Origin of the sequence: Hansschlegelia beijingensis (genome assembly GCF_014196425.1) — a bacterium.
GTDB classification, from domain to species: domain Bacteria; phylum Pseudomonadota; class Alphaproteobacteria; order Rhizobiales; family Methylopilaceae; genus Methylopila; species Methylopila beijingensis.
This window is the reverse complement of sequence record NZ_JACIDR010000002.1, coordinates 467,746-487,211: the sequence shown is the minus strand read 5'-3', so window position 1 is coordinate 487,211 and position 19,466 is coordinate 467,746. Positions and strand designations below refer to the sequence as shown.

The window sequence follows — 19,466 nt, the reverse complement described above, 5'->3', positions numbered from 1 at the left end:
CCCCTCAGGCCTCGCTCGCCAGCTCCCCGACGGGGATGACGTCGACCGAGTGGCTCGTCTTCTGCGAGCCGGCGGTCAGCACCACCCCGTCGATCGGCGCGACGTCCGAATAGTCGCGCCCGACCGCGACGACCACGTGGTCGTCCAGCACCGTGACGCCGTTGGTGGGATCGAAGCCCCGCCAGCCGAGATCCGGCCCCAGCCAGACGTCGACCCAGGCGTGCATCGCGTCTGCGCCCTGGAGGCGCGGGCGGCCCGGCGGCGGCGACGTCCTGAGGAAGCCGCTCACATAGGCGGCCGGCACTCCGACGCCGCGCAGCGCGGCGATCATCACATGCGCGAAGTCCTGGCAGACGCCCTCGCGCCGGGCGAACGCCTCCTCGAGCGGGGTGTCGACCGTGGTCGCGCCCGGCGCGAACTGGAAATCCGCCTTCATGCTGCAGGCGAAGGCCAGCACCGCCTCGCCCGCGGGCGAGGCCGGATCGATCAGATCCCGCGCATAGGCCGTGACGGCCTCGCTCTTCCGCGCCATCCGGCTGTCGCCGAGGAAATGCATCGGCCCTGCCGGCCCGCAGTCGCGCGCCGTGGCGGCGGCGGCGGCCAGCTCGGCGACCGTCGGGGTCGCCTCCAGGTCGGGAAGCGCGCGGCGGACCTCGACCCGCGCCTGCATGGCCACCGAGAAGGCGTCGTGCCCCGGCAGGATCAGCAGCTGGTCGAGCGCGTTGCCGAAGAAGTCGAGCTCGCGCCAGGCCTCGTCCGGCTGCGGCGTCACCGTCACGCGCGTCGACCGCACGCTCTGGCCCTCGAGCTCGCGCGGGCGGACCCGCAGGACGTGGCGGGCCTCCTTCACGGCGGCCGGGTAGTCGTAGGCGATGTTGAGCGAGAGGTCGTAGATCATTCGCTTTCCGACCGCTCCGTCTGGACGCCCGGCGCCGCACTGAAGAACTGCTGGGCGAGAAGGTCGGAGATGTCGCCGAGATCGGTCGCGACGCGCTGCAGGAACAGCTCGTTGACCTCGGTCAGGTCGCCGGTCGCGAGCCGCACCTGAAGCCGGGCGGCGCGGCGCACCACGTCGGCGGGCGTCTCGCCGCGCCGCATGCCGGGCAGTTCGTCCAGCAGGGTCTTGAAGCCGTTCACCTGGAACGCGATCGAGCGCGGGTTGAGCGGATCGAGCACGGTCAGGTCGACCACCGTCTCGCGCGACAGGGTGACGGAGTAGCGCCGCCGGTAGGTGATGCGGCTGTCGGCGAATTCGAGCAGCGCCTCCAGCGCGCCCTCGGGCGGCTCGTCGCGGGTCAGGGCCGCCGCGATCCGGGCCGTCAGCTGGCCGCGCTCCAGCAGCCGGCCGGCCTGCAGGAAGCGCCAGCCGGTGAACTGGTACATGTTCTCGCGGACGAGCCCGGTGAATCCCGACAGCCGGATCAGCACCTCGCTCGCGAGCCCCGGCAGGTCCTCGGGCTCGTCCTGCGCGAGCCGCCGCTCCATCAGGTCAACCAGATCGCCCAGCACGCGCCAGCCGTCGGGCGAGAAACGGTCGCGGATGCGCGAGGCGGTCTCGAAAGCCGCGCGCACCCGCCTGAGCAGCCCCTCGGCCGGGTCGCCCAGCGCCACCTCCACCCCGATCCCGGCGAGCAGCTCCGCCACTTCGGCCTCGAGGGGGCCGCGCCGTTCGCCCTCGGCGAGCCGCGCGGCGTGCAGCCGGACGAGCCGGGTCGCCGCCTCGGCGCGCTCCACATAGCGGCCGAGCCAGAACAGATTGTCCGCCGCGCGGGCCGGGGGAGCGCTGGGCAGCCGGCGGGCGAAGCCCTGCGCGGTCCCGAGCAGGGAGACCGGCCGCTCCGGCCGGTCCGACGTCACCCACACGTCCACCGAGCGGCCGCCGGACTGCATCGTGACCGCGAGCGGGTCCGTCGAGCTCGACACCCGGGCGAAGCCGCCCGGCATCACGCTCCAGCCATCCGCGTGGCGCGCGAGGTAAACCCGCAGCGTCACCGGCCGCGGCTCAAGCCTGCCTTCGGAGAACATCGGCGCCGTCGAGAGCCCGACGAGCTCCTGCGCGACGACGTTTCCGGGATCGTTCGCAAGGTCGTCGAGCAGCCGTTCGGACGGCGTGCGCCGCATGCCGAGATCGAGCGGGCGACGATGCTCCTCGTCCTCCACCGTCTGCGGAAAGGCGCGCGCGATCGACAGCCGCTCGAGATGCGTCTTGACGTAGTCCCGCTCGGCCTCCTGGCCGCACCACCAGGTCGCGACCGTGGGCAGCCGGAGCTCCTCGCCCAGCAGGGCCTGCGCGAGCGCCGGCTGGAACGCGAGCAGCGCGCGCGTCTCGAGGATTCCCGATCCGAGCGCGTTGACCATCTCGACCGCGCCGTCCCGCACGGCCCGCGCGAGGCCGGGCGTTCCGATGCGCGAACGCGGGTGCAGTTCGAGCGGGTCGGCGAAATCCGCGTCGAGGCGGCGCCACAGCACCCGGATGGGCTTGGCGCCGTCGACCGTCCTGACGACCACCGAGGAGCCGTGGACCGCCAAGTCGCCGCCCTCGAGCAGCAGGAAGCCGAGATAGCGGGCGAGATAGGCGTGCTCGAAATAGGTCTCGTTGTGCGGCCCGGGCGAGAGCACGCCGACGCGCGCGCCGCGGCCGTCATCGAGCGCGTTCAGGGTCTCGCGGAACTTCTGGAAGAAGCGGGCGAGCCGCTGGACCTTCAGGTCGCGGATCAGCTCCGGGAAGGCGCGCGCGGTCGCGACGCGGTTCTCCAGCGCGAAGCCCGCGCCGGAGGGCGCCTGGGCGCGGTCGCCGAGCACCCACCAGCGGCCGTCGGGACCGCGGCCGAGATCGACCGCGATGAAGCGGATCAGCGGCGATCCGGATGCGGCCTGGTTCGCGAGCGGCCGCAGGAATTCGGGATTCCGCCCGAGCAGCGCCGGGGGCAGGACGCCGTCCGTGAGCAGCCGGCGCTCGCCATAAAGGTCCGCGATCAGCCTTTCCAGCAGGAGCGCGCGCTGCGCGAGGCCGGCGGCGAGCTCGGTCCATTCCTGCTGCGCGATGATCAGCGGCGGCTGCGCCAGCGGCCAGGCCCGGACGTCCTCGCCGCCGCGCTCCGGGCCGCCATAGACCCGATAGTAGACGCCGGCCTCGCGCAGATATTGCGCGGCGCTGGAGAAGCGCCGCTCCCGCTCCGGCTCGTCCATCGCGGCGAGCGCGGCGATCAGCGGGCGGTAGTGCGGCCGCACGCCGCCCATGTCGTCGACCGCCTCGTCGAAGACGCCCGCCGGCGGCCGGTAGCCGCGGAGCAGGCCCGCGGACGGCCGTTCGTCGTGAACGGATGGCGTCGGCGCGTCGGCGGTTGACGATCGGGGCACCGGCTGGGGCTCCAGGGCGAGCGGACGGCGTCATGCCGCCCGCCGGCGAAACTTGGCGACCGCGAGCGGTCAGCCCGTGAGGCCCGCCGGCCGCCTCAGATCGAGCGTGAGCGGGAATTGGGCGTTGAGCGGCTCGCGCGCCGGCTCGAAGGCCCCGGGCGTATGCCCGATGTCCTGGAAGCGGGCAAGCCGGCGCGCCTCCGCCTCGTATGAATTCACCGGGAACGAGTCGTAGTTCCGGCCGCCCGGATGGGCGACGTGGTAGACGCAGCCGCCGATCGAGCGCTTCGACCAGCGATCGTAGATGTCGAAGGTCAGCGGCGCGTGCACCGGCGTGGTGGGATGCAGGCCCGTCGCGGGCTGCCACGCCTTGAAGCGCACCCCGGCGACCAGTTCGCCGCTGACGCCCGTGGGAGCGAGCGGCACGAGGCGGCCGTTGCAGGTGACGGCGTGGCGCGCCGGATCGGCGTTCTGGAGCTTCACCTGCAGCCGCTCGACGGACGAGTCGACGAACCGGACCGTGCCGCCGATCGCGCCGGTCTCGCCCATCACGTGCCACGGCTCGAGCGCCTGCCGCAGCTCCAGCGCAAGCCCTTCGCGCTCGATCCGCCCGCAGAACGGGAAGCGGAACTCGGCCTGCGCCTCGAACCATTCGGGCCGCAGCGGATAGCCGGCCCAGCCGAGGTCCGCGAGGACGTCGAGGAAGTCCGCCCACACGAAGGCCGGCAGCATGAAGCGGTCGTGCAGCTGCGTGCCCCAGCGGGCGAAGCAGCCTTCCGCCGGCTTCTTCCAGAAGCGGGCGATCAGCGCCCGGATCAGCAGCTGCTGCGCGAGGCTCATGCGCGCGTCCGGCGGCATCTCGAAGCCGCGGAACTCGACCAGCCCGAGCCGGCCGGTGGGCCCGTCCGGGGAATAGAGCTTGTCGATGCAGATCTCGGAGCGGTGGGTGTTGCCGGTGACGTCGATCAGCAGGTTGCGGAACAGCCGGTCGACCAGCCAGGGCGGCGGCGGCGCGCCGGCGCCCGGCGGCGGCACGTTCGCCATCGCGATCTCGAGCTCGTAGAGCCCGTCATGGCGGGCCTCGTCGACGCGGGGCGCCTGGCTGGTCGGTCCGATGAACAGGCCGGAGAACAGGTAGGACAGCGACGGATGGCGCTGCCAGTGCAGGATCAGCGACTTCAGCAGGTCCGGCCGGCGCAGGAAAGGGCTGTCGAGCGGCGTCGCGCCGCCCACGACGACGTGGTTCCCGCCGCCGGTGCCGGAATGCTTGCCGTCGATCATGAACTTGTCGGCGCCGAGCCGCGACAGCCGCGCCTCCTGATAGACGCCGGTGGTGATCGCCACCGCCTCGCGCCATGAGCCGGCGGGATGCACGTTGACCTCGATGACGCCCGGATCAGGCGCGACCCGGATGACGTTGACGCGGGGGTCGGGCGGCGGCGCGTAGCCCTCGATCTGGATCGGCAGCCCCTGCGCCTCGGCGGCGCCCTCGATCGCCGTCAGCAGATCGAGATAGGCCTCGATCGACTCCATCGGCGGGATGAACACCGAAAGCTTGCCGTCGCGCGGCTCGACGGTCAGGGCCGTGCGCACATAGCCGACGATCTCGTCCTGCGCGGCCGGCAGCGCCGCGGCGGTCGAGGGCTGCTCCGGAACGTGGATCTGCCGCTGCTCGTGGCCAAGCGCGATCTGGTCCGGGTCCGGCAGCGGGACGAGCGGCCCCGTCGGATCGGCCGGGAAGAAGTAGGGGAACTCGGACTTCGTCAGATAGGAGAGCGAGCCGAGCGGCAGGCGGTAGCCGACCGGACTGTCGCCGGGGGTGAGGAACAGCTTGTCGCGGCGCGTCGACCAGCGCTCCGACACCCAGCGGATCGCCGGCTCGGCCTGCCAGGGCTGGATCGGCAGCACGTAGCCGGTCGGCGCATTGAGCCCGCGGTCGAACACGCGGGCGATGCGGGCGCGCTCCTCCGGGTCGGCGAGCCTGGAATTGCTGGGGTCCACGTTCTCCGGAAGCTGCGCCTCGCGCGTCAGCCAGTACGCCGGATCCTCATAGGCCGCCGTGACGTTCGCGGCCGGCACGCCGAGCCGCGTGGCGACGTCGGTCGCGAGCGCCTCGGCGGCGCGGGCGTCCGCGGCGTTCGAGGCGCGCTCGCGGGCGATCAGCTCGGCGTTCCGCCAGATCGGCTTGCCGTCCTTCCGCCAGTACAGCGAGAAGGTCCAGCGCGGCAGGGTCTCGCCCGGATACCACTTGCCCTGGCCGTAATGCAGGAAGCCGCCGGGCGCGAAGCGGTCGCGCAGCCGGCGGATCAGCTCGTCCGCCAGCGCCCGCTTCTGCGGTCCCGTGGCGTCCGCGTTCCACTCGGGCGACTGGAAGTCGTCGATCGACACGAAGGTCGGCTCGCCGCCCATGGTGAGCCGCACGTCGTTGCGCACGAGCTCGGCGTCGACCGCCTCGCCCAGCCGGTCGAGCTCCTTCCAGCTTTCCTCGGAGAACGGATAGGAGACGCGCGGCCGCTCCGCGATGCGGGCGACCGACATGGAGAAGTCGAAATCGACCTCCGCATAGCCGGCGGCGCCCGAGATCGGCGCGGCCGAGCGGTAGTGCGGGGTCGCCGCGAGCGGCACATGGCTTTCGCCGGTCAGCAGGCCGGAGGTGGGGTCGAGCCCGATCCAGCCGGCGCCCGGCAGATAGACCTCCGTCCAGGCGTGCAGGTCGGTGAAGTCGTGGTCGGTGCCGGCCGGCCCGTCGAGGGCGACGAGGTCGGGCTTCAGCTGGATCAGGTAGCCGGAGACGAAGCGCGCCGCGAAGCCGAGATTGCGCAGCACATGGACCAGCAGCCAGGTGGAGTCGCGGCAGGAGCCCGACGCCTTCCGGAGCGTCTCGTCGGGCGTCTGCACGCCGGGCTCCATGCGGATCAGGTAGCGGACCGCCTGCGAGACGGTCCGGTTGAGGCCGACCAGAAAGTCGATGGTGCGCGGCTCGCTGCGGTCGAGGCCGGAGAGGAAGGCCTGCAGCTCCGGCCCGGCCGGCGGCGTCTCGAGATAGGGCGCGAGGTCGGTCCGCAACGTCTCCTCATATGCGAGGGGCCAGGTCTCCGCGCCCTCCTCCAGGAAGAAGTCGAACGGGTTGTAGACCGTCATGTCGGCGAGAAGATCGACCTCGATCTTCAGCTCCGTGGTCGTCTCGGGGAAGACGACCCGGGCGAGGTAGTTGCCGAACGGGTCCTGCTGCCAGTTGATGAAGTGGTTCGCGGGCGAGATTTTCAGCGAGAAGGACGGCACGCGGGTGCGCGAATGCGGCGCCGGCCGCAGCCGGATGACCTGCGGCCCGAGAACCACCGGGCGATCGTATTTGTAGTGCGTGACATGGTGGAGAGCTGCGAGGATCGACATGCGTAGCGCGGCGCTCCGGGTTGGCGGCGTGCAGCTTAGTGGGCTTTCGCGGCGCAGCAAGGCGGATCGCCGCGGCCGGCGCGGGATGTCCGGAACTGTTTAACGTCCCGCGGCATTGTCGGGCGCCGGACACAAACCGCCGCGTGCAAAGGACGTTCGATGAAACTGTTTTCCTGCCCGTCCTGCGACCAGGTGGTGTTCTTCGAGAACGTCCTGTGCGAGCGCTGCAACCACGCGCTCGGCTATGAGCCGGAGACCAACGCGATGCTGGCGCTGGAGCCGGCCGACGACGGCGGCTGGATCTCGGTCGGCCGCCACGCGGACGGCAGGCCCTGGCGGTATTGCGAGAACTATACGCACGGCGCCTGCAACTGGCTGGTGCCGGGCGAGGGCGAGGGCGGCTTCTGCCTCGCCTGCCGGCACAACCTCGTCGTGCCCAATCTGGGCGAGGCCTCCAACGTCGCGCTCTGGCAGAAGATGGAGATCGCCAAGCGGCGGCTGTTCTACACGCTGCTGCGCCTGAAGCTCCCGCTGGTGACGCGCGAAGAAGATCCCGAAGGGCTCGGCTTCGAGTTCCTCAGCCACGATCCCGAGAATGGCGGCCACGTCATGACCGGGCACGACAACGGCCTGATCACCATCGCGCTCGCCGAGGCCGACGACGCCGAGCGCGAGCGCCGGCGCACCGCGATGGGCGAGCCCTACCGCACGCTGCTCGGCCATTTCCGGCACGAGATCGGCCACTGGTACTGGGACCGGCTGGTGCGCGACGGCGGCAGGCTGTCGGCGTGCCGGGCCGTGTTCGGCGACGACTCGCAGGATTACGGCGAGGCGCTGAAGCGGCACTACGCCAACGGGCCCAAGCCCGACTGGCAGCTGCACTTCGTGTCGTCCTACGCGGCCGCGCATCCGTGGGAGGGCTTCGCCGAGACCTGGGCGCACTACTTCCACATCACCGACACGCTCGACACCGGGCGGGCCTGGGGCTTCGTGGTCAACCCGCGCGAGGACCGCGACGACCTCCTCACCGCGATGATCAATTTCGACGTCTATTCGCCGAACACCACCATGGCGAACATCGCCGAGTCCTGGCTCGCCCTGTCGGCGGCGCTGAACGCGCTGAACAGGTCGATGGGCGCGCCCGACCCGTACCCGTTCGTCCTGACCGAGCCTGTGATCCACAAGCTCGGCTTCATCCACGACCTCGTCCACGGCCGCGTGCCTCAGGATGAGTCCGCGGGCTGAACCGAGGCCGCGTCACCCCGCCGCTGGCCCGCCCCGCGGGAGCCAGGCGTCCCGCAAACCGACGGGCGGCGAGAGACCAGCTCAGGCCGTAGGCGGCGAGCAGCGGGAAGTAGTAGCGGGGATAAAGATCGCCGAGCCAGCCATGCTCGGCGTAGCGCTGGTAGGCGAAGGCGAGGTGGACCGCGAGCGTCGCGACCGTCGCCAGCGTCGCGGCCCGCACCAGCGTCGTCGCCGCCGGCCGCGCCTCCCTCTCGCCGGGCAGAAAGGCCACGATCGCCGTCGCGCACATCGCCATCAGCAGCGCGAGGTGAGCGAAGCTCCGCCCGAGCTGCACCGCGAACAGCGACGGCGCGTCGGCCAGATAGGCGGCGAGGCCCACGCGCGGGACTTTTTCCCAGCCGAATTCGGCGATGTAGTCCCGGAGCATCTGCGTCTGGCCGGCGGTGCTCGGCGCCGGCGAGCCGTAGCTTCGCCACAGGATCAGGTAGGGAACCGCCAGGATCACGCCGGCCGCCGCCAGCGCGGCGAGTCCCTTCAGGTCCGGCTTCCGGCCGGGCGCAAGCAGCAGGCAGAGGACCGCGAAGCCGCCCGCCAGCATCAGCGCCGTGAGCTTCACCGAACAGAGCGCGACGCCGGCCAGCAGCAGCGCGAGGCCTGCGCGGTCCGTGCTCGACGAGACCCGCCGCGCCGCCCCGAGGCAGGCGAGCGCGCCGCCCAGCATCGCCATCTGGTCGTTGCTGAAGGCGCCCGCGAGCGCCGCGAAATCCAGGAACGCCGCGCCGGCGAACAGCACGGCGAAGCCCGCGGCGCCGATCCGCATGCGCAGCCCGAAGGCTGCGATCGCCGCGAAGGCCGCGGTCGCGAGCGCCGCCGGATAGACCCTCAACCACCCGAAGTCCGCATGGCGCGCCGCGAGCGCGTCATGGAGCGGCAGCGCGGTCCAGTAGAACAGGGGCGGATGATTGATGAAGTTCGCCCGCCCGGTCGGCGCGCCGGCCGGATCGTAGAGCGGCATGGCGCCAAGGTCGGGCCACAGGCGGTCGCTCCGGGAGAGGTGGGCCACATAGGAGAAGTGGCCCTGCTCGTCCGCCCCGCGAAACGGAAACGGCTTGTCGGCGATGGAGACCAGCATGAGCGCCGTCAGCGCGGCGACGAACAGCGCCGCCGCCGCCCGTTCCAGCCGCCTGCCGCGCCTCTCGCCGACCTCAGCGGCCATGCCGCCCCCCTGCCTGTTCGGGGCAGCGTGAGGCGGCCGCGTTGACAGGCGGTTAGCGGGCCTGCGCTGCGCTCTGCGCTGCCACCGCGTCGGCGATCTGGTCGATGTTGTGGCGCATCATCGCCAGATAGGTCGACGCCGGCCCGTCCGGTCCCGACAGGGCCTCCGGGTAGAGCTCGCCGCCCGGCCGCGCGCCGGTCGCCTCGGCGATCTGGCGCATCAGCCGCGGATCGTTGGAGTTCTCCAGGAAGTAGACCTTCACGCCCTCGCTCCTGATCTGCCGGATCAGGGCCGCGACGCCGCCGGCCGACGGTTCGGCTTCGGTCGAGATCCCCTGCGGCGACAGGAAGGTCACGCCGTATTCGCGCCCGAGATAGCCGAACGCCTCATGGCTGGTCAGCACCCTGCGCTTCTCCGGCGGCACGGCGTCGAAGCGCGAATGGCCATAGGCGTTGAGCGCCCTCAGCTCCTCCGAATAGCGCGCCGCATTGGCCTTGAAGGCGGCGGCGTTCTCCGGATCGGCCGCGGCCAGCGCCTTCTCGATGTTGGCGACCCAGACCAGCACGTTGGACGGGCTGTTCCAGACATGCGGGTCGGTGACCGTCTCGCCGTGCTCCTCCATGGTCGCGGTCTTCACCCCGGCCGAGACCGCGACCGGCCGGCCCTTGTAGCCGGCGGCCTTGGCGAGCCGCTCGAACCAGCCCTCGAGCCCGTCGCCCGCCACGAAGGCGACGTCGGCGTTCTTGAGCGCGCGGGCATGGTCGGGGGCCGGCTCGAACTCGTGCGGATCGCCGTTCGGCGGCACCAGGCTGCGGACCTCGACATGCGCGCCGCCGACGTTCTTCACGACGTCGGCCAGCACCGTGAAGCTCACCACCGCCTTCAGCGGCTCGGCGGAGGCGGCGGCCGGGGCGCACAGCGCCGCGACCGCCAGGAGGGCTGCGGACAGCCTCGACACTGCGTTCATGGAAAGCGTCCTCTCAGGCGGAGAGATGGGGCCGACGGACGAGCCGGCGCAGCGCGCTCGAGGGCCCGGCGAGCAACGACGCGGCGTAGATCACGCTCGCGGTCAGGATGATGGTCGGGCCGGAGGCGACCCCGAGATGGAACGAGACGATCAGCCCGACGAGGCCCGAGACCGCGCCCACCGCGACCGCCACCGCGAACATCGCCGGAAGCGTCTGCGCCCAGAGCCGCGCCACCACGGCCGGAAGCGTCATCATGCCGACCGCCATCAGGGTGCCGAGCGCCTGGAAGCCGGCGACGAGATTGATCACCACCAGGAACATGAAGAGCAGGTGGTAGACGGGCCCGCGGCCGCCGACCGCACGCAGGAAACCGGGATCGAAGCACTCCGCCACCAGCGGCCGGTACACAACCGCGAGCGTGAGCAGGGTGAGCGAGGCGATGCCGCCGACCAGGCAGAGCGACTCCGCGTCGATCGCGAGGATCGTGCCGAACAGCACGTGCAGCAGGTCGACGTTCGAGCCGCGCAGCGAGACGATCAGCACGCCGAGCGCGAGCGACGACAGGTAGAAGCTCGCGAAGCTCGCGTCCTCGCTGAGCGCGGTCGTCCGGCTGACGAGACCCGACAGCAGCGCGACGCTGAGGCCCGCCACCAGGCCGCCGAGCCCCATCATTGGCAGCGACAGGCCGCCGGCGATCAGGAAGCCGATCGCGGCCCCGGGCAGCACGGCGTGCGCCATGGCGTCGCCCACGAGGCTCATCCGGCGCAGCATCAGCAGCACGCCGATCGGCGCGGAGCCGAGGCTGAGCGCGAGCGTCGCGACCAGCGCGCGGCGCATGAAGCCGTAGTCCACGAACGGCTCCAGGAGCGCGGAATAGAGCGTCATGCGTGGTCGTGCGCGCGGGCGTGGGCGTGACCGTGCGCATGGGCGTCCGGCCGGCAGGGCTGCGCGCCCTCGTCCCAGCTTTCCGCCATCGCGCGGGCGCGCAGCAGGTTCGCGGGGGACAGGGCGGAGGCGGTCGCGCCCCATTCGATCGGCTCGCGGGCGAGCAGCAGCGTCTCGGGGAAATGCGCCCGCACCTGCTCGAAATCGTGCAGCACCGCGATCACGGTGCGGCCGTCGCTGCGCCAGCGCCGGATGATCTCCAGCAGGTCGCGCGTGGTGCGGGCGTCGATCGCCGTGAAGGGCTCGTCGAGCAGGATGACCTTGGCGTCCTGCATCAGCAGGCGCGCGAACAGCACGCGCTGGAACTGCCCGGCGGAGAGCGAACCGACATGGCGCCGCTCGAAGCCCTCGAGGCCGACCGCGCTCAGCGCCCGCCGCGCTTCTTCGGCGATCCCGCGCGTCATGCCCCCGAACGCGCCGGTGCGCCGCCAGGCGCCGAGCGTCACCGCGTCCGCGACCGAGATCGGAAAACGCCGCTCGATCTCCGCGGCCTGCGGCAGATAGCCGAACTCCCGCACGGAGAGCTGGCCGCGGTCGATCGCGCCCTCGCTCACCGGCAGCTCACCCATCAGGGCCTTGAGCAGCGTCGACTTGCCGGCCCCGTTGGGCCCGGCGATCGCGGTCAGGCTGCCGGGCGCGAACGAGCCCGAAAGATGATGCACGGCCGGGTGGCGGTCGTAGGCGACGGTGACGTCGCGCAGGCTGATCGCGCCGACGCTCATGGCAGCGCGATCGCCCATGCGATCGCCCCCCACAGCAGCACGAGGACAGCCGCCGCGGCCGCGACGCGGCGCGCCGCCGGCTGGGCCAGCATCGAAGACAGGAACGGATCGCGAGACGCCATGCGGGCTCCTTCTCCACGACCGATATATGTAACATTATAACATTACAAGCCGTGGACCCCGCCGGGCGGCCGCGGCGCGGCGCCGCGGCCGGCCCCCGCGGCTCAGCCCGGCGTCGGCGCGTCCCTGGGCAACAGGCCGGCGTCCTTGAGGTCGCTCCACAGCGCGGCCGGGATCGGCTCGCGCATCAGCCGGGCGTTCTCGCGCACCTTCGCGGCGCGCTTGGCGCCCGGAATGACCGCCGCCACCGCCGGATGCGCGGCGCAGAACTGCAGCGCGGCCGCCCGGATGTCGACGCCGTGCCGTTCGCAGAGCTCCGCGATCCTGTCGCGTCGGGCGATCATCTCGGACGGCGCGTCGGCGTATTCGAAGGTGTCGCCGCCGGCCAGCAGGCCGGAATTGTATGGCCCGCCCACGACGACATGGACCCCGCGCTCGAGGCACATCGGGAACAGCCGGCCGAGCGCCGGCTGGTTCAGCAGGCTGTAGCGGCCGGCGAGCAGGAAGACGTCCGGGTCGGACTGTTCGAGCGCCAGCACGCAGGGCTCGACCCGGTTCACCCCGAGCCCCCAGGCCTTGATCACGCCCTGGTCGCGCAGCGCCATCAGCGCCCGCGCCGCGCCCGTCATGGCCTCCGCGAACACCTCTTCCCACGCCGCGCCGTGATGGTCCTCCGCGACGTCGTGGATATAGGCGACGTCGATCCGGGCGAGGCCGAGTCGCTGGCAGCTGTCCTCGATCGACCGCATCGTCCCGTCATAGGAGTAGTCGTGCTCCACCCGGAACGGGAGGCCCTGCACGAAGGGCGGGTTCTCGGGCCGGCCCGGGTCCGGCAGCAGCAGCCGGCCCACCTTGGTGGACAGGGTGAACTCCTCGCGCGGCCGGGCGCGGAGCATGTTCCCGAAGCGATGCTCCGAGAGGCCGCTGCCGTAATGCGGCGCGGTGTCGAAATAGCGCACGCCCGTGTCCCAGGCGGCCGCGAGCGCCTCCTCGGCGGTGGCGTCGTCCACGACGTCGAACATGTTGCCGAGCGGCGCGCCGCCGAAGCCGAGCGGGCCGGGGGGCGCGAAGCGGGAATCGGTCATGGGCGTTCTCCCTGGAAGGCGTCCGTCAGCCCGGCGCGGCCGCGCCGCACGACCGGACGCGACGGCGCAGTACCCCTGCTCGCCTCACCGACGGCCGAGCGAGCCCGGGCGGTCACCGACGGATATCTGTCGGAGCCGAGCGTCTTCCAGTCCGGACGGCCGCAGGCGCAGGCCGGCGCGCAGCGCGGACGGCTTCCGGAAGCTCTCGATTTTCGAGGAAGAGAATGGCGCGCCCGAAAGGATTCGAACCTCTGACCCCCAGATTCGTAGTCTGGTGCTCTATCCAGCTGAGCTACGGGCGCGCGTCCGGGACGGCCTCAATGGCCGCGGCGGAGGCGACGTGTTAGCCGCTCGGCGGCGGCTTGGCAAGGGGCTGGCGAGCGCCTCGAGAGCGCCCGCGTCACGCTCGCGCGCGTTCGCGGGCGCGCGCCTGCAGATCGATGGGGCGGTCCGGGATGGTGATGCGGAAGGTCGCGCCCATCGTGCCCTCCACGAGCGCGATCGAGCCGCCATGGGCGCGCACGAGCTCCGCCGCGATCGCCAGTCCGAGGCCCGAGCCGCCCGGCCGGGTCGAGCCCTGGAACGGCTCGAACAGGTGTTCGCGCGCCTTGGACGGCAGGCCGGGGCCGGTGTCCGAGACCTCGATCACCACCACCGCGCCCTCGCGGCGGCCGGAGATGCGGATCTGGTCGCGCGCCGGGTCCGGCGTGCCGCGGTTCTCGAAGGCCTGCGTCGCGTTGCGGCCGAGATTGAGCAGGATCCGGAAGATGTGATCGGGGTCGGCGTCGATCAGCAGGCCGCGCTCCACCGCGGTCGTGAAGCCGATCTGCGCGTCCTCGGTCGCGAGCCCGAGCGCCGTGCGGGTCTCCTCGACGATGTCGGCGAGCGACGCCATGCGGCGGGCCGGCGGCGTCTCCTGCGCGGCGCCGTAGGACAGCGTCGACTGGCAGAAGCTGATGGCGCGGTCGAGGGTGGCGACCAGCTTCGGCGCGAGCTTCTGAACGGTCGGGTCGGAGACCGTGCCGAGCCGGTCGGACATCAGCTGGGCCGCCGCCAGCAGGTTGCGGAGGTCGTGATTGATCTTGCTGACCGCGAGGCCGAGCGCGGCCAGCCGCGACTTCTGCTGGAGCTGGCCGTGGATCTCGCTCTGCATCCGCTCGAGCTCGCTCTCCGCGACGCCGATCTCGTCGGCGCGGCCCGAGGCCACCACGATGCGGCTCGCGTCCTCCGGCGCCTCGGCGAAGCCCACCATGGTGGCGGTGAGCCGCCGCACCGGCCGCACGATCATCAGGTCGAGCGCGAGATAGACGAGCGCCGCGGTGACGAGGGAGATCACCAGCGCCACCAGCAGCACGTTGCGGGCGAAGCCCAGCATCGCGTTGCGCAGCGCGGTCTCGTCGACCACGATTTCGATGAAGTCGCCCTGCTCGGGGGCCTCGGCGACGACGCGCGCCAGCCGCTTCTTGCCGTTCAGCATGACGTCGAAGGCGTCGAGGATCGCGCTGACGCCCGCCGGCTCGCGCCGGTCGATGGTGATCGCGACCTCGGGCGGCATGTCGGCGACCGCGAGCAGCCGGCGGGCCTCCCCGGATTTCAGCACGAGCGCGCGCGCGCCGATGCTCGCGAGCAGCTTGCGCGCCAGCGGCTCGGCCACCGCGCCGTCCGGCGCCGCGTCGAGCGCGAGCGCGGCGGTGCGGGCGCGGTTCATCTCGTCGTCGATGTAGTTCAGCCGGAAATTCGCGACCGACGGCACGAAGATCATGATTTCCGACACCATGACGAACAGCGCCGTCAGCGCGAGCAGCTTGCCGGAGAGGCCGAGGCGTCCGGTGGTGGCTTCCGCGTTGGTCGACTGGTCTGTCATGATCTTGTTGGCGCGACGAAGCGCGTGCGCGCGGCCGGATGATGCGGCTCCGGGCCCGCTTCGTCAACGGCGCGCCCGGGAGCGCCGCGGGCCTTCCGCCGCCCCCCGGGGCCGACGCGCCGTTGACTTGCGACGCCGCGCTCCCGTATAAGCCGGCCGTGATCGCGCCCGCGTCCGCCGCGGGCTTTTTCGTTTTGGCCGCGCCGCAAGCCTGTCGCCCTCGGGGCGTCCGGCGGTTCGGCGACCGGAGACTACGTTCGTGAAACGGACCTATCAGCCCAGCAAGCTCGTCCGCAAGCGCCGCCACGGCTTCCGCGCGCGCATGGCGACGGTCGGCGGCCGCAAGGTCATCGCCGCGCGTCGCGCCAAGGGCCGCAAGCGGCTGAGCGCCTGACGCGCGAGCTCGCAGGCGCACCGAACGGCGCGCCCATGCCGGCTCCGCTCGAGACCATCCGCCAGAGGCGCGACTTCGTCGCCGCCTCGCATGACGGCGTCAAGATCGGCGGCCCGATCATCGGGCTGCAGATGCGCGATCGTGGAGAGCCGGGCGCCCAGGCGCGCGTCGGCTTCACGGCCACCAAGCGCGTCGGCGGCGCCGTCGAACGGAACCGAATGAAACGGCGGCTGCGCGCCGCCGCCCGCGCCGTCCTCACGGACGTGGCGCGACCAGGCTGCGACTACGTGCTGATCGCCCGCCGCGCTGTTCTCGACGTTCCGTTCGAGCGCATCCTGCGGGACATCCAAGAAGCGGCGAAGCGCGCCCATGGGCGCAGCCGACCCGCCGGCCCGGCGGACGCCGGGTCTTCTCCGGCGCCGGGCGGCCGGCGCGAAAGCGGACGGTGATGGACACTCGCAACACGATTATCGCGGTCGCCCTGTCGATCTGCGTCCTCATCGGCTGGCAGTATTTCTTCGCGCGACCCCAACTCGAAGCGCAGCGCCAGCAACAGGCGACCCAGCAGGCGCTCAGCGCCGACACGCGCGACCTCGGGCCGATGATCGGCGAGCAGGCCGCGCCGCGGCCGGACGCGCCGGCCGCCGCCGCGACCACGGCCGCCCCCCGCTCCCGCGAGGACATCCTCAAGCAGGGCGTCCGGGTGGCGATCGACAGCGAGCGCCTGAACGGCTCGATCTCGCTCACCGGCGCCCGGATCGACGACGTTTCGCTCAAGGACTACCGCGAGACCGTCAACCCCAAGAGCCCCGAGATCGTGCTGTTCGCGCCGCTCGGCAGCCCGCAGCCCTATTACGCCGAGTTCGGCTTCGTGAACGCCCCGGGCGGCACGGTGAAGCTGCCGGACGGCCAGACCGAGTGGAAGGCCGAGACGACCGGCGCGCTCACCTCCACCACGCCCGTGGTGCTGAGCTGGGACAATGGCGAGGGCCTGACGTTCCGGCGCACGATCTCGCTCGACGACGACTACATGTTCACGGTCAAGGACACGGTGTCGAACGCCGGCGCCGCGGCCCAGACGCTTTATCCCTACGCGCTGATCTCGCGGCGCGGCGAGCCGCACGTCGAGGGCTACTACATCCTGCATGAAGGCCTGATCGGCTTCCTGGGCGACGAGGGGCTGCAGGAGCTGTCCTACAAGAAGGTCTCCGAGGGCGCCCGCACCTTCAAGGTGACCGGCGGCTGGCTCGGCATCACGGACAAGTACTGGGCCTCGGCGCTGATCCCGCCGCAGGACAAGCCCTATACGGGCCGCTTCGCCGCCACCACCGAGGGCGGCAAGGCCTACCAGAGCGACTATCTGCTCGAGCCCGTCACGCTCGCGCCCGGCGCGACCGCCGAGACCTCGAACCGGCTGTTCGCCGGCGCCAAGCAGGTCTCGGTGCTCGACCGCTACGAGAAGGAAGGCGGCGTCGAGCGCTTCGAGCTGCTGATCGACTGGGGCTGGTTCCACTTCATCACCCGGCCGATGTTCTATGCGCTCGACTTCTTCTACAAGCTCGTGGGCAATTTCGGCGTCTCGATCCTGATCGTGACGGTGATCGTGAAGCTGCTGTTCTTCCCGCTCGCCAACAAGTCCTACGTCTCGATGTCGAAGATGAAGCTGGTGCAGCCCGAGATGCAGCGGCTGCGCGAGCAGTACAAGGACGACAGGGCGAAGCAGCAGCAGGAGCTGATGGAGCTCTACAAGCGGGAGAAGATCAATCCGCTGGCGGGCTGCCTGCCGGTGCTGGTGCAGATCCCGGTGTTCTTCTCGCTCTACAAGGTGCTGTTCATCACCATCGAGATGCGGCATGCGCCGTTCTTCGGCTGGATCCACGACCTGGCGGCGCCCGATCCCACCACGCTGTTCAACCTGTTCGGCCTGATCCCCTGGGACCCGCCGCACTTCCTGATGATCGGCATCTGGCCGCTGATCATGGGCGTGACGATGTTCGTGCAGATGCGGCTCAACCCCGCGCCGGCGGACCCGGCCCAGCAGTTCGTGTTCAACTGGATGCCGGTGTTCTTCACCTTCCTGCTGGCGTCGTTCCCGGCGGGTCTGGTGATCTACTGGTCGTGGAACAACACGCTGTCGATCATCCAGCAGTCCATCATCATGAAGCGCCAGGGCGTGAAGGTGGACCTGTTCGGCAACATCCGGGACGCGTTCCGGAAGAAGCCGGCGGACGCCACGAAGAGCTAGGCGCGGCGCGCCGTCCTCCCGGACCGCCGCACGGGCGGGTCCGGGACAGTCCCGCTTCGTCATGGTCCGGCCGCAGGCCGGACCATTCGCGTTCGACGTCGAGCCCGACGCTCAGGCCGGAGGACGACGGCGCAGGTTCCGGCCGCGCAGCCGGAAAGGAGAGCCGTCCATGGCCGACGAGATCGAAGTCCCCGAAGATCCTTATCCGGAGATCGGCCGAAAGCTGTTCGCCGGCCGCTGCGATTTCGTGATGGGCGCCGCGAAGCTCGCGCAGCTGCCCGAGATGGACCGGCCGGAGATCGCCTTCGCGGGCCGCTCCAATGTCGGCAAGTCGAGCCTCGTCAACGCGCTCACCGGCCGCAAGACGCTCGCCAAGACCTCGAACACGCCGGGCCGCACGCAGCAGCTCAACTATTTCGACCTCGGCGGGCGCGCCTACATGGTCGACATGCCGGGCTATGGCTACGCCCAGGCCCCCGTCGAGCAGGTGCGCGCCTGGACCTATCTGGTGAAGTCCTATCTGCGCGGCCGCGCGAGCCTCGCGCGGGTGTTCGTGCTGATTGACTCCCGGCACGGGCTGAAGGAGGTCGACCGCGAGGCGCTCGACCTGCTCGACCAGGCCGCGACCTCCTACCAGATCGTGCTCACCAAGCTCGACCAGCTGAAGCTTCCCGAGCAGGCGGAGCGCATCGAGCAGACCGCCGCCGCCCTCATCCGCCGCCCGGCCGCCTTCCCGGTGGTGCTGGCGACGTCGAGCCGCGAGGGAACCGGCGTCGCCGACCTCCGCGCCGCGATCGCGCGCCTGATCGACGAGCGCAGCTGAGCCGCCGCGCCTCGGACGAACGGCGCTCTTTCCCTCCCTCGCAGAGGGGAGGGTGGACGGCGCAGCCGGCCGGGTGGGGTGATCACAGGACAGAGCGCTACGCCGGAGAACCCCACCCGACCCTTCGCTGCGCGAAGGGCCACCCTCCCCACGCTGCGCGCGAGGAGGGAGAGGAGGCGTCGCGCCTCGAATGAAGGGCGCTCTTCTCCCTCCCTCGCAGAGGGGAGGGTGGACGGCGAAGCCGGCCGGGTGGGGTGGGGCGGGAGCGCTCGCCCGAACCTCTCCGCGTCATGCCCGGCCGCAGGCCGGGTATCCACGACTTGGACGTCGAGCGGCGCGGCTGGAGGTAAGTCGTGGATGCCCGCGAAGGCGGGCATGACGGCTGGGGAGGTTATAGGCTTTTATTCCTTGACATTCCGTCTCCCTCATGCTCTCCTTCCGCTGTCCTTCCCCGACAGGAAGGCGTGTCCGGACCGGCCGGCCATGCGGGGGAGGAGCGGCGCCTGCGCCTGCGAGCACCGGAGCTTGCGGTCCCGGGACGTCGGCTGCGGGCCTGGTGGGGAGCTTGCTTCCCAACGGGATTACAGGCCGCCCGCCCCGCACTAGGACGGGGCCGCGCCGTCGAGCGCCTTAAGGCGCGGGATGGGTTTTGGGCCACGGCGCTTCTTCGGAGGCGGCGAACTCCAAAATCCGCAAAGGGACCGACCCCGAAAGGGGCTGCGGGCCGCCCGCGGCCGGAGCGCGGCTTCCGCGACCGATGAACAAGCCGCCGCGCGTGGAGCGCCGGGCGACCGGCAAAGATTACGCGTAAAACCACGGTGGCCCGGCGCTCCGCGCCTTCCGCTGTCGCTGTTTGAACCGGATGAGGATTTTGCGCCGTGCGACCCGGCGGATGGCGCGCGTCTGCGGCGTTGCGCTCTACGCCCAACGGCCCCACCCGGCCGCGCTGCGCGCGTCCACCCTCCCCACGGCTTCGCCGTGAGGAGGGAGAAGAAGAGGCGGGGCCGGCGCGAAGGGCGCTCTGTCCCTCCCTCGCAGAGGGGAGGGTGGACGCGCGCAGCGCGGCCGGGTGGGGTGGTCTCAGGA

The 19,466-nt window shown here is 71.4% G+C and carries 15 protein-coding genes and 1 tRNA gene; 5 read left to right on the top strand and 11 right to left on the bottom strand.

Translation table 11 applies throughout. The annotated features are described in order from the left end of the window. Positions 1–4: 4 nt before the first annotated feature. The 3 genes from GGR24_RS08810 to GGR24_RS08800 all read right to left on the bottom strand — a co-directional run bounded on the left by GGR24_RS08810 (position 5) and on the right by GGR24_RS08800 (position 6,753). Positions 5–898 (bottom strand): transglutaminase family protein, encoded by an 894-nt coding sequence (locus GGR24_RS08810; RefSeq protein WP_183394963.1) that lies wholly within the window; start codon positions 896–898, stop codon positions 5–7. Next, a complete protein-coding gene (locus GGR24_RS08805; RefSeq protein ID WP_343066225.1) occupies positions 895–3,360 on the bottom strand; it encodes a circularly permuted type 2 ATP-grasp protein in 2,466 nt (821 codons plus the stop codon). Before GGR24_RS08805 ends, GGR24_RS08810 begins: the two co-directional genes overlap by 4 nt. 69 nt (positions 3,361–3,429) lie before the next feature. After that, positions 3,430–6,753, bottom strand: coding sequence for a transglutaminase family protein (locus GGR24_RS08800; RefSeq protein WP_183394962.1), 3,324 nt, complete (start codon positions 6,751–6,753; stop codon positions 3,430–3,432). Positions 6,754–6,912: 159 nt separating this feature from the next. Between GGR24_RS08800 and GGR24_RS08795 the strand changes: the two genes are divergently transcribed. Further along, positions 6,913–7,998 (top strand): zinc-binding metallopeptidase family protein, encoded by a 1,086-nt coding sequence (locus GGR24_RS08795; protein WP_183394961.1) that lies wholly within the window; start codon positions 6,913–6,915, stop codon positions 7,996–7,998. On the opposite strand, the gene GGR24_RS08790 is transcribed toward GGR24_RS08795, so the two are convergent. From GGR24_RS08790 to GGR24_RS08760, 8 genes are all read right to left on the bottom strand, one after another. Beyond that, positions 7,946–9,214, bottom strand: a complete 1,269-nt coding sequence (locus GGR24_RS08790) for a hypothetical protein (RefSeq protein WP_183394960.1) — start codon at positions 9,212–9,214, stop codon at positions 7,946–7,948. The genes GGR24_RS08795 and GGR24_RS08790 overlap by 53 nt on opposite strands. A gap of 52 nt (positions 9,215–9,266) precedes the next feature. Next, entirely contained in the window at positions 9,267–10,181 is a 915-nt protein-coding gene (locus GGR24_RS08785; protein WP_183394959.1) for a metal ABC transporter solute-binding protein, Zn/Mn family, read from the bottom strand. Between the two features lie 13 nt (positions 10,182–10,194). Continuing rightward, a complete protein-coding gene (locus tag GGR24_RS08780) occupies positions 10,195–11,067 on the bottom strand; it encodes a metal ABC transporter permease (RefSeq protein WP_183394958.1) in 873 nt (290 codons plus the stop codon). Further along, on the bottom strand, positions 11,064–11,849 hold the full coding sequence (locus tag GGR24_RS08775; RefSeq protein WP_210286128.1) for a metal ABC transporter ATP-binding protein: 786 nt from the start codon (positions 11,847–11,849) through the stop codon (positions 11,064–11,066). Before GGR24_RS08775 ends, GGR24_RS08780 begins: the two co-directional genes overlap by 4 nt. Further along, entirely contained in the window at positions 11,846–11,971 is a 126-nt protein-coding gene (locus GGR24_RS17770; protein ID WP_281375324.1) for a hypothetical protein, read from the bottom strand. Before GGR24_RS17770 ends, GGR24_RS08775 begins: the two co-directional genes overlap by 4 nt. A 102-nt stretch (positions 11,972–12,073) precedes the next feature. Beyond that, positions 12,074–13,054, bottom strand: coding sequence for an aldo/keto reductase (locus GGR24_RS08770; protein ID WP_183394956.1), 981 nt, complete (start codon positions 13,052–13,054; stop codon positions 12,074–12,076). A 225-nt stretch (positions 13,055–13,279) separates the two neighbouring features. Then, positions 13,280–13,356, bottom strand: a tRNA-Arg gene (locus GGR24_RS08765). Positions 13,357–13,454: 98 nt separating this feature from the next. After that, positions 13,455–14,918 carry a sensor histidine kinase gene (locus tag GGR24_RS08760; protein ID WP_183394955.1) on the bottom strand — a complete coding sequence of 488 codons (1,464 nt, stop codon included), beginning with the start codon at positions 14,916–14,918 and terminating at the stop codon, positions 13,455–13,457. A 259-nt stretch (positions 14,919–15,177) separates the two neighbouring features. Between GGR24_RS08760 and rpmH the strand changes: the two genes are divergently transcribed. The 4 genes from rpmH to yihA all read left to right on the top strand — a co-directional run bounded on the left by rpmH (position 15,178) and on the right by yihA (position 18,380). Next, a complete protein-coding gene (rpmH, locus tag GGR24_RS08755) occupies positions 15,178–15,312 on the top strand; it encodes a 50S ribosomal protein L34 (RefSeq protein WP_020179492.1) in 135 nt (44 codons plus the stop codon). A gap of 35 nt (positions 15,313–15,347) precedes the next feature. After that, positions 15,348–15,761 carry a ribonuclease P protein component gene (gene rnpA, locus GGR24_RS08750; protein ID WP_183394954.1) on the top strand — a complete coding sequence of 138 codons (414 nt, stop codon included), beginning with the start codon at positions 15,348–15,350 and terminating at the stop codon, positions 15,759–15,761. After that, complete coding sequence (yidC, locus tag GGR24_RS08745; protein WP_210286090.1) at positions 15,761–17,557, top strand: membrane protein insertase YidC; 1,797 nt, start codon at positions 15,761–15,763, stop codon at positions 17,555–17,557. Before rnpA ends, yidC begins: the two co-directional genes overlap by 1 nt. A gap of 169 nt (positions 17,558–17,726) precedes the next feature. Further along, a complete protein-coding gene (gene yihA / locus GGR24_RS08740) occupies positions 17,727–18,380 on the top strand; it encodes a ribosome biogenesis GTP-binding protein YihA/YsxC (protein WP_183394952.1) in 654 nt (217 codons plus the stop codon). Positions 18,381–19,466 lie beyond the last annotated feature (1,086 nt).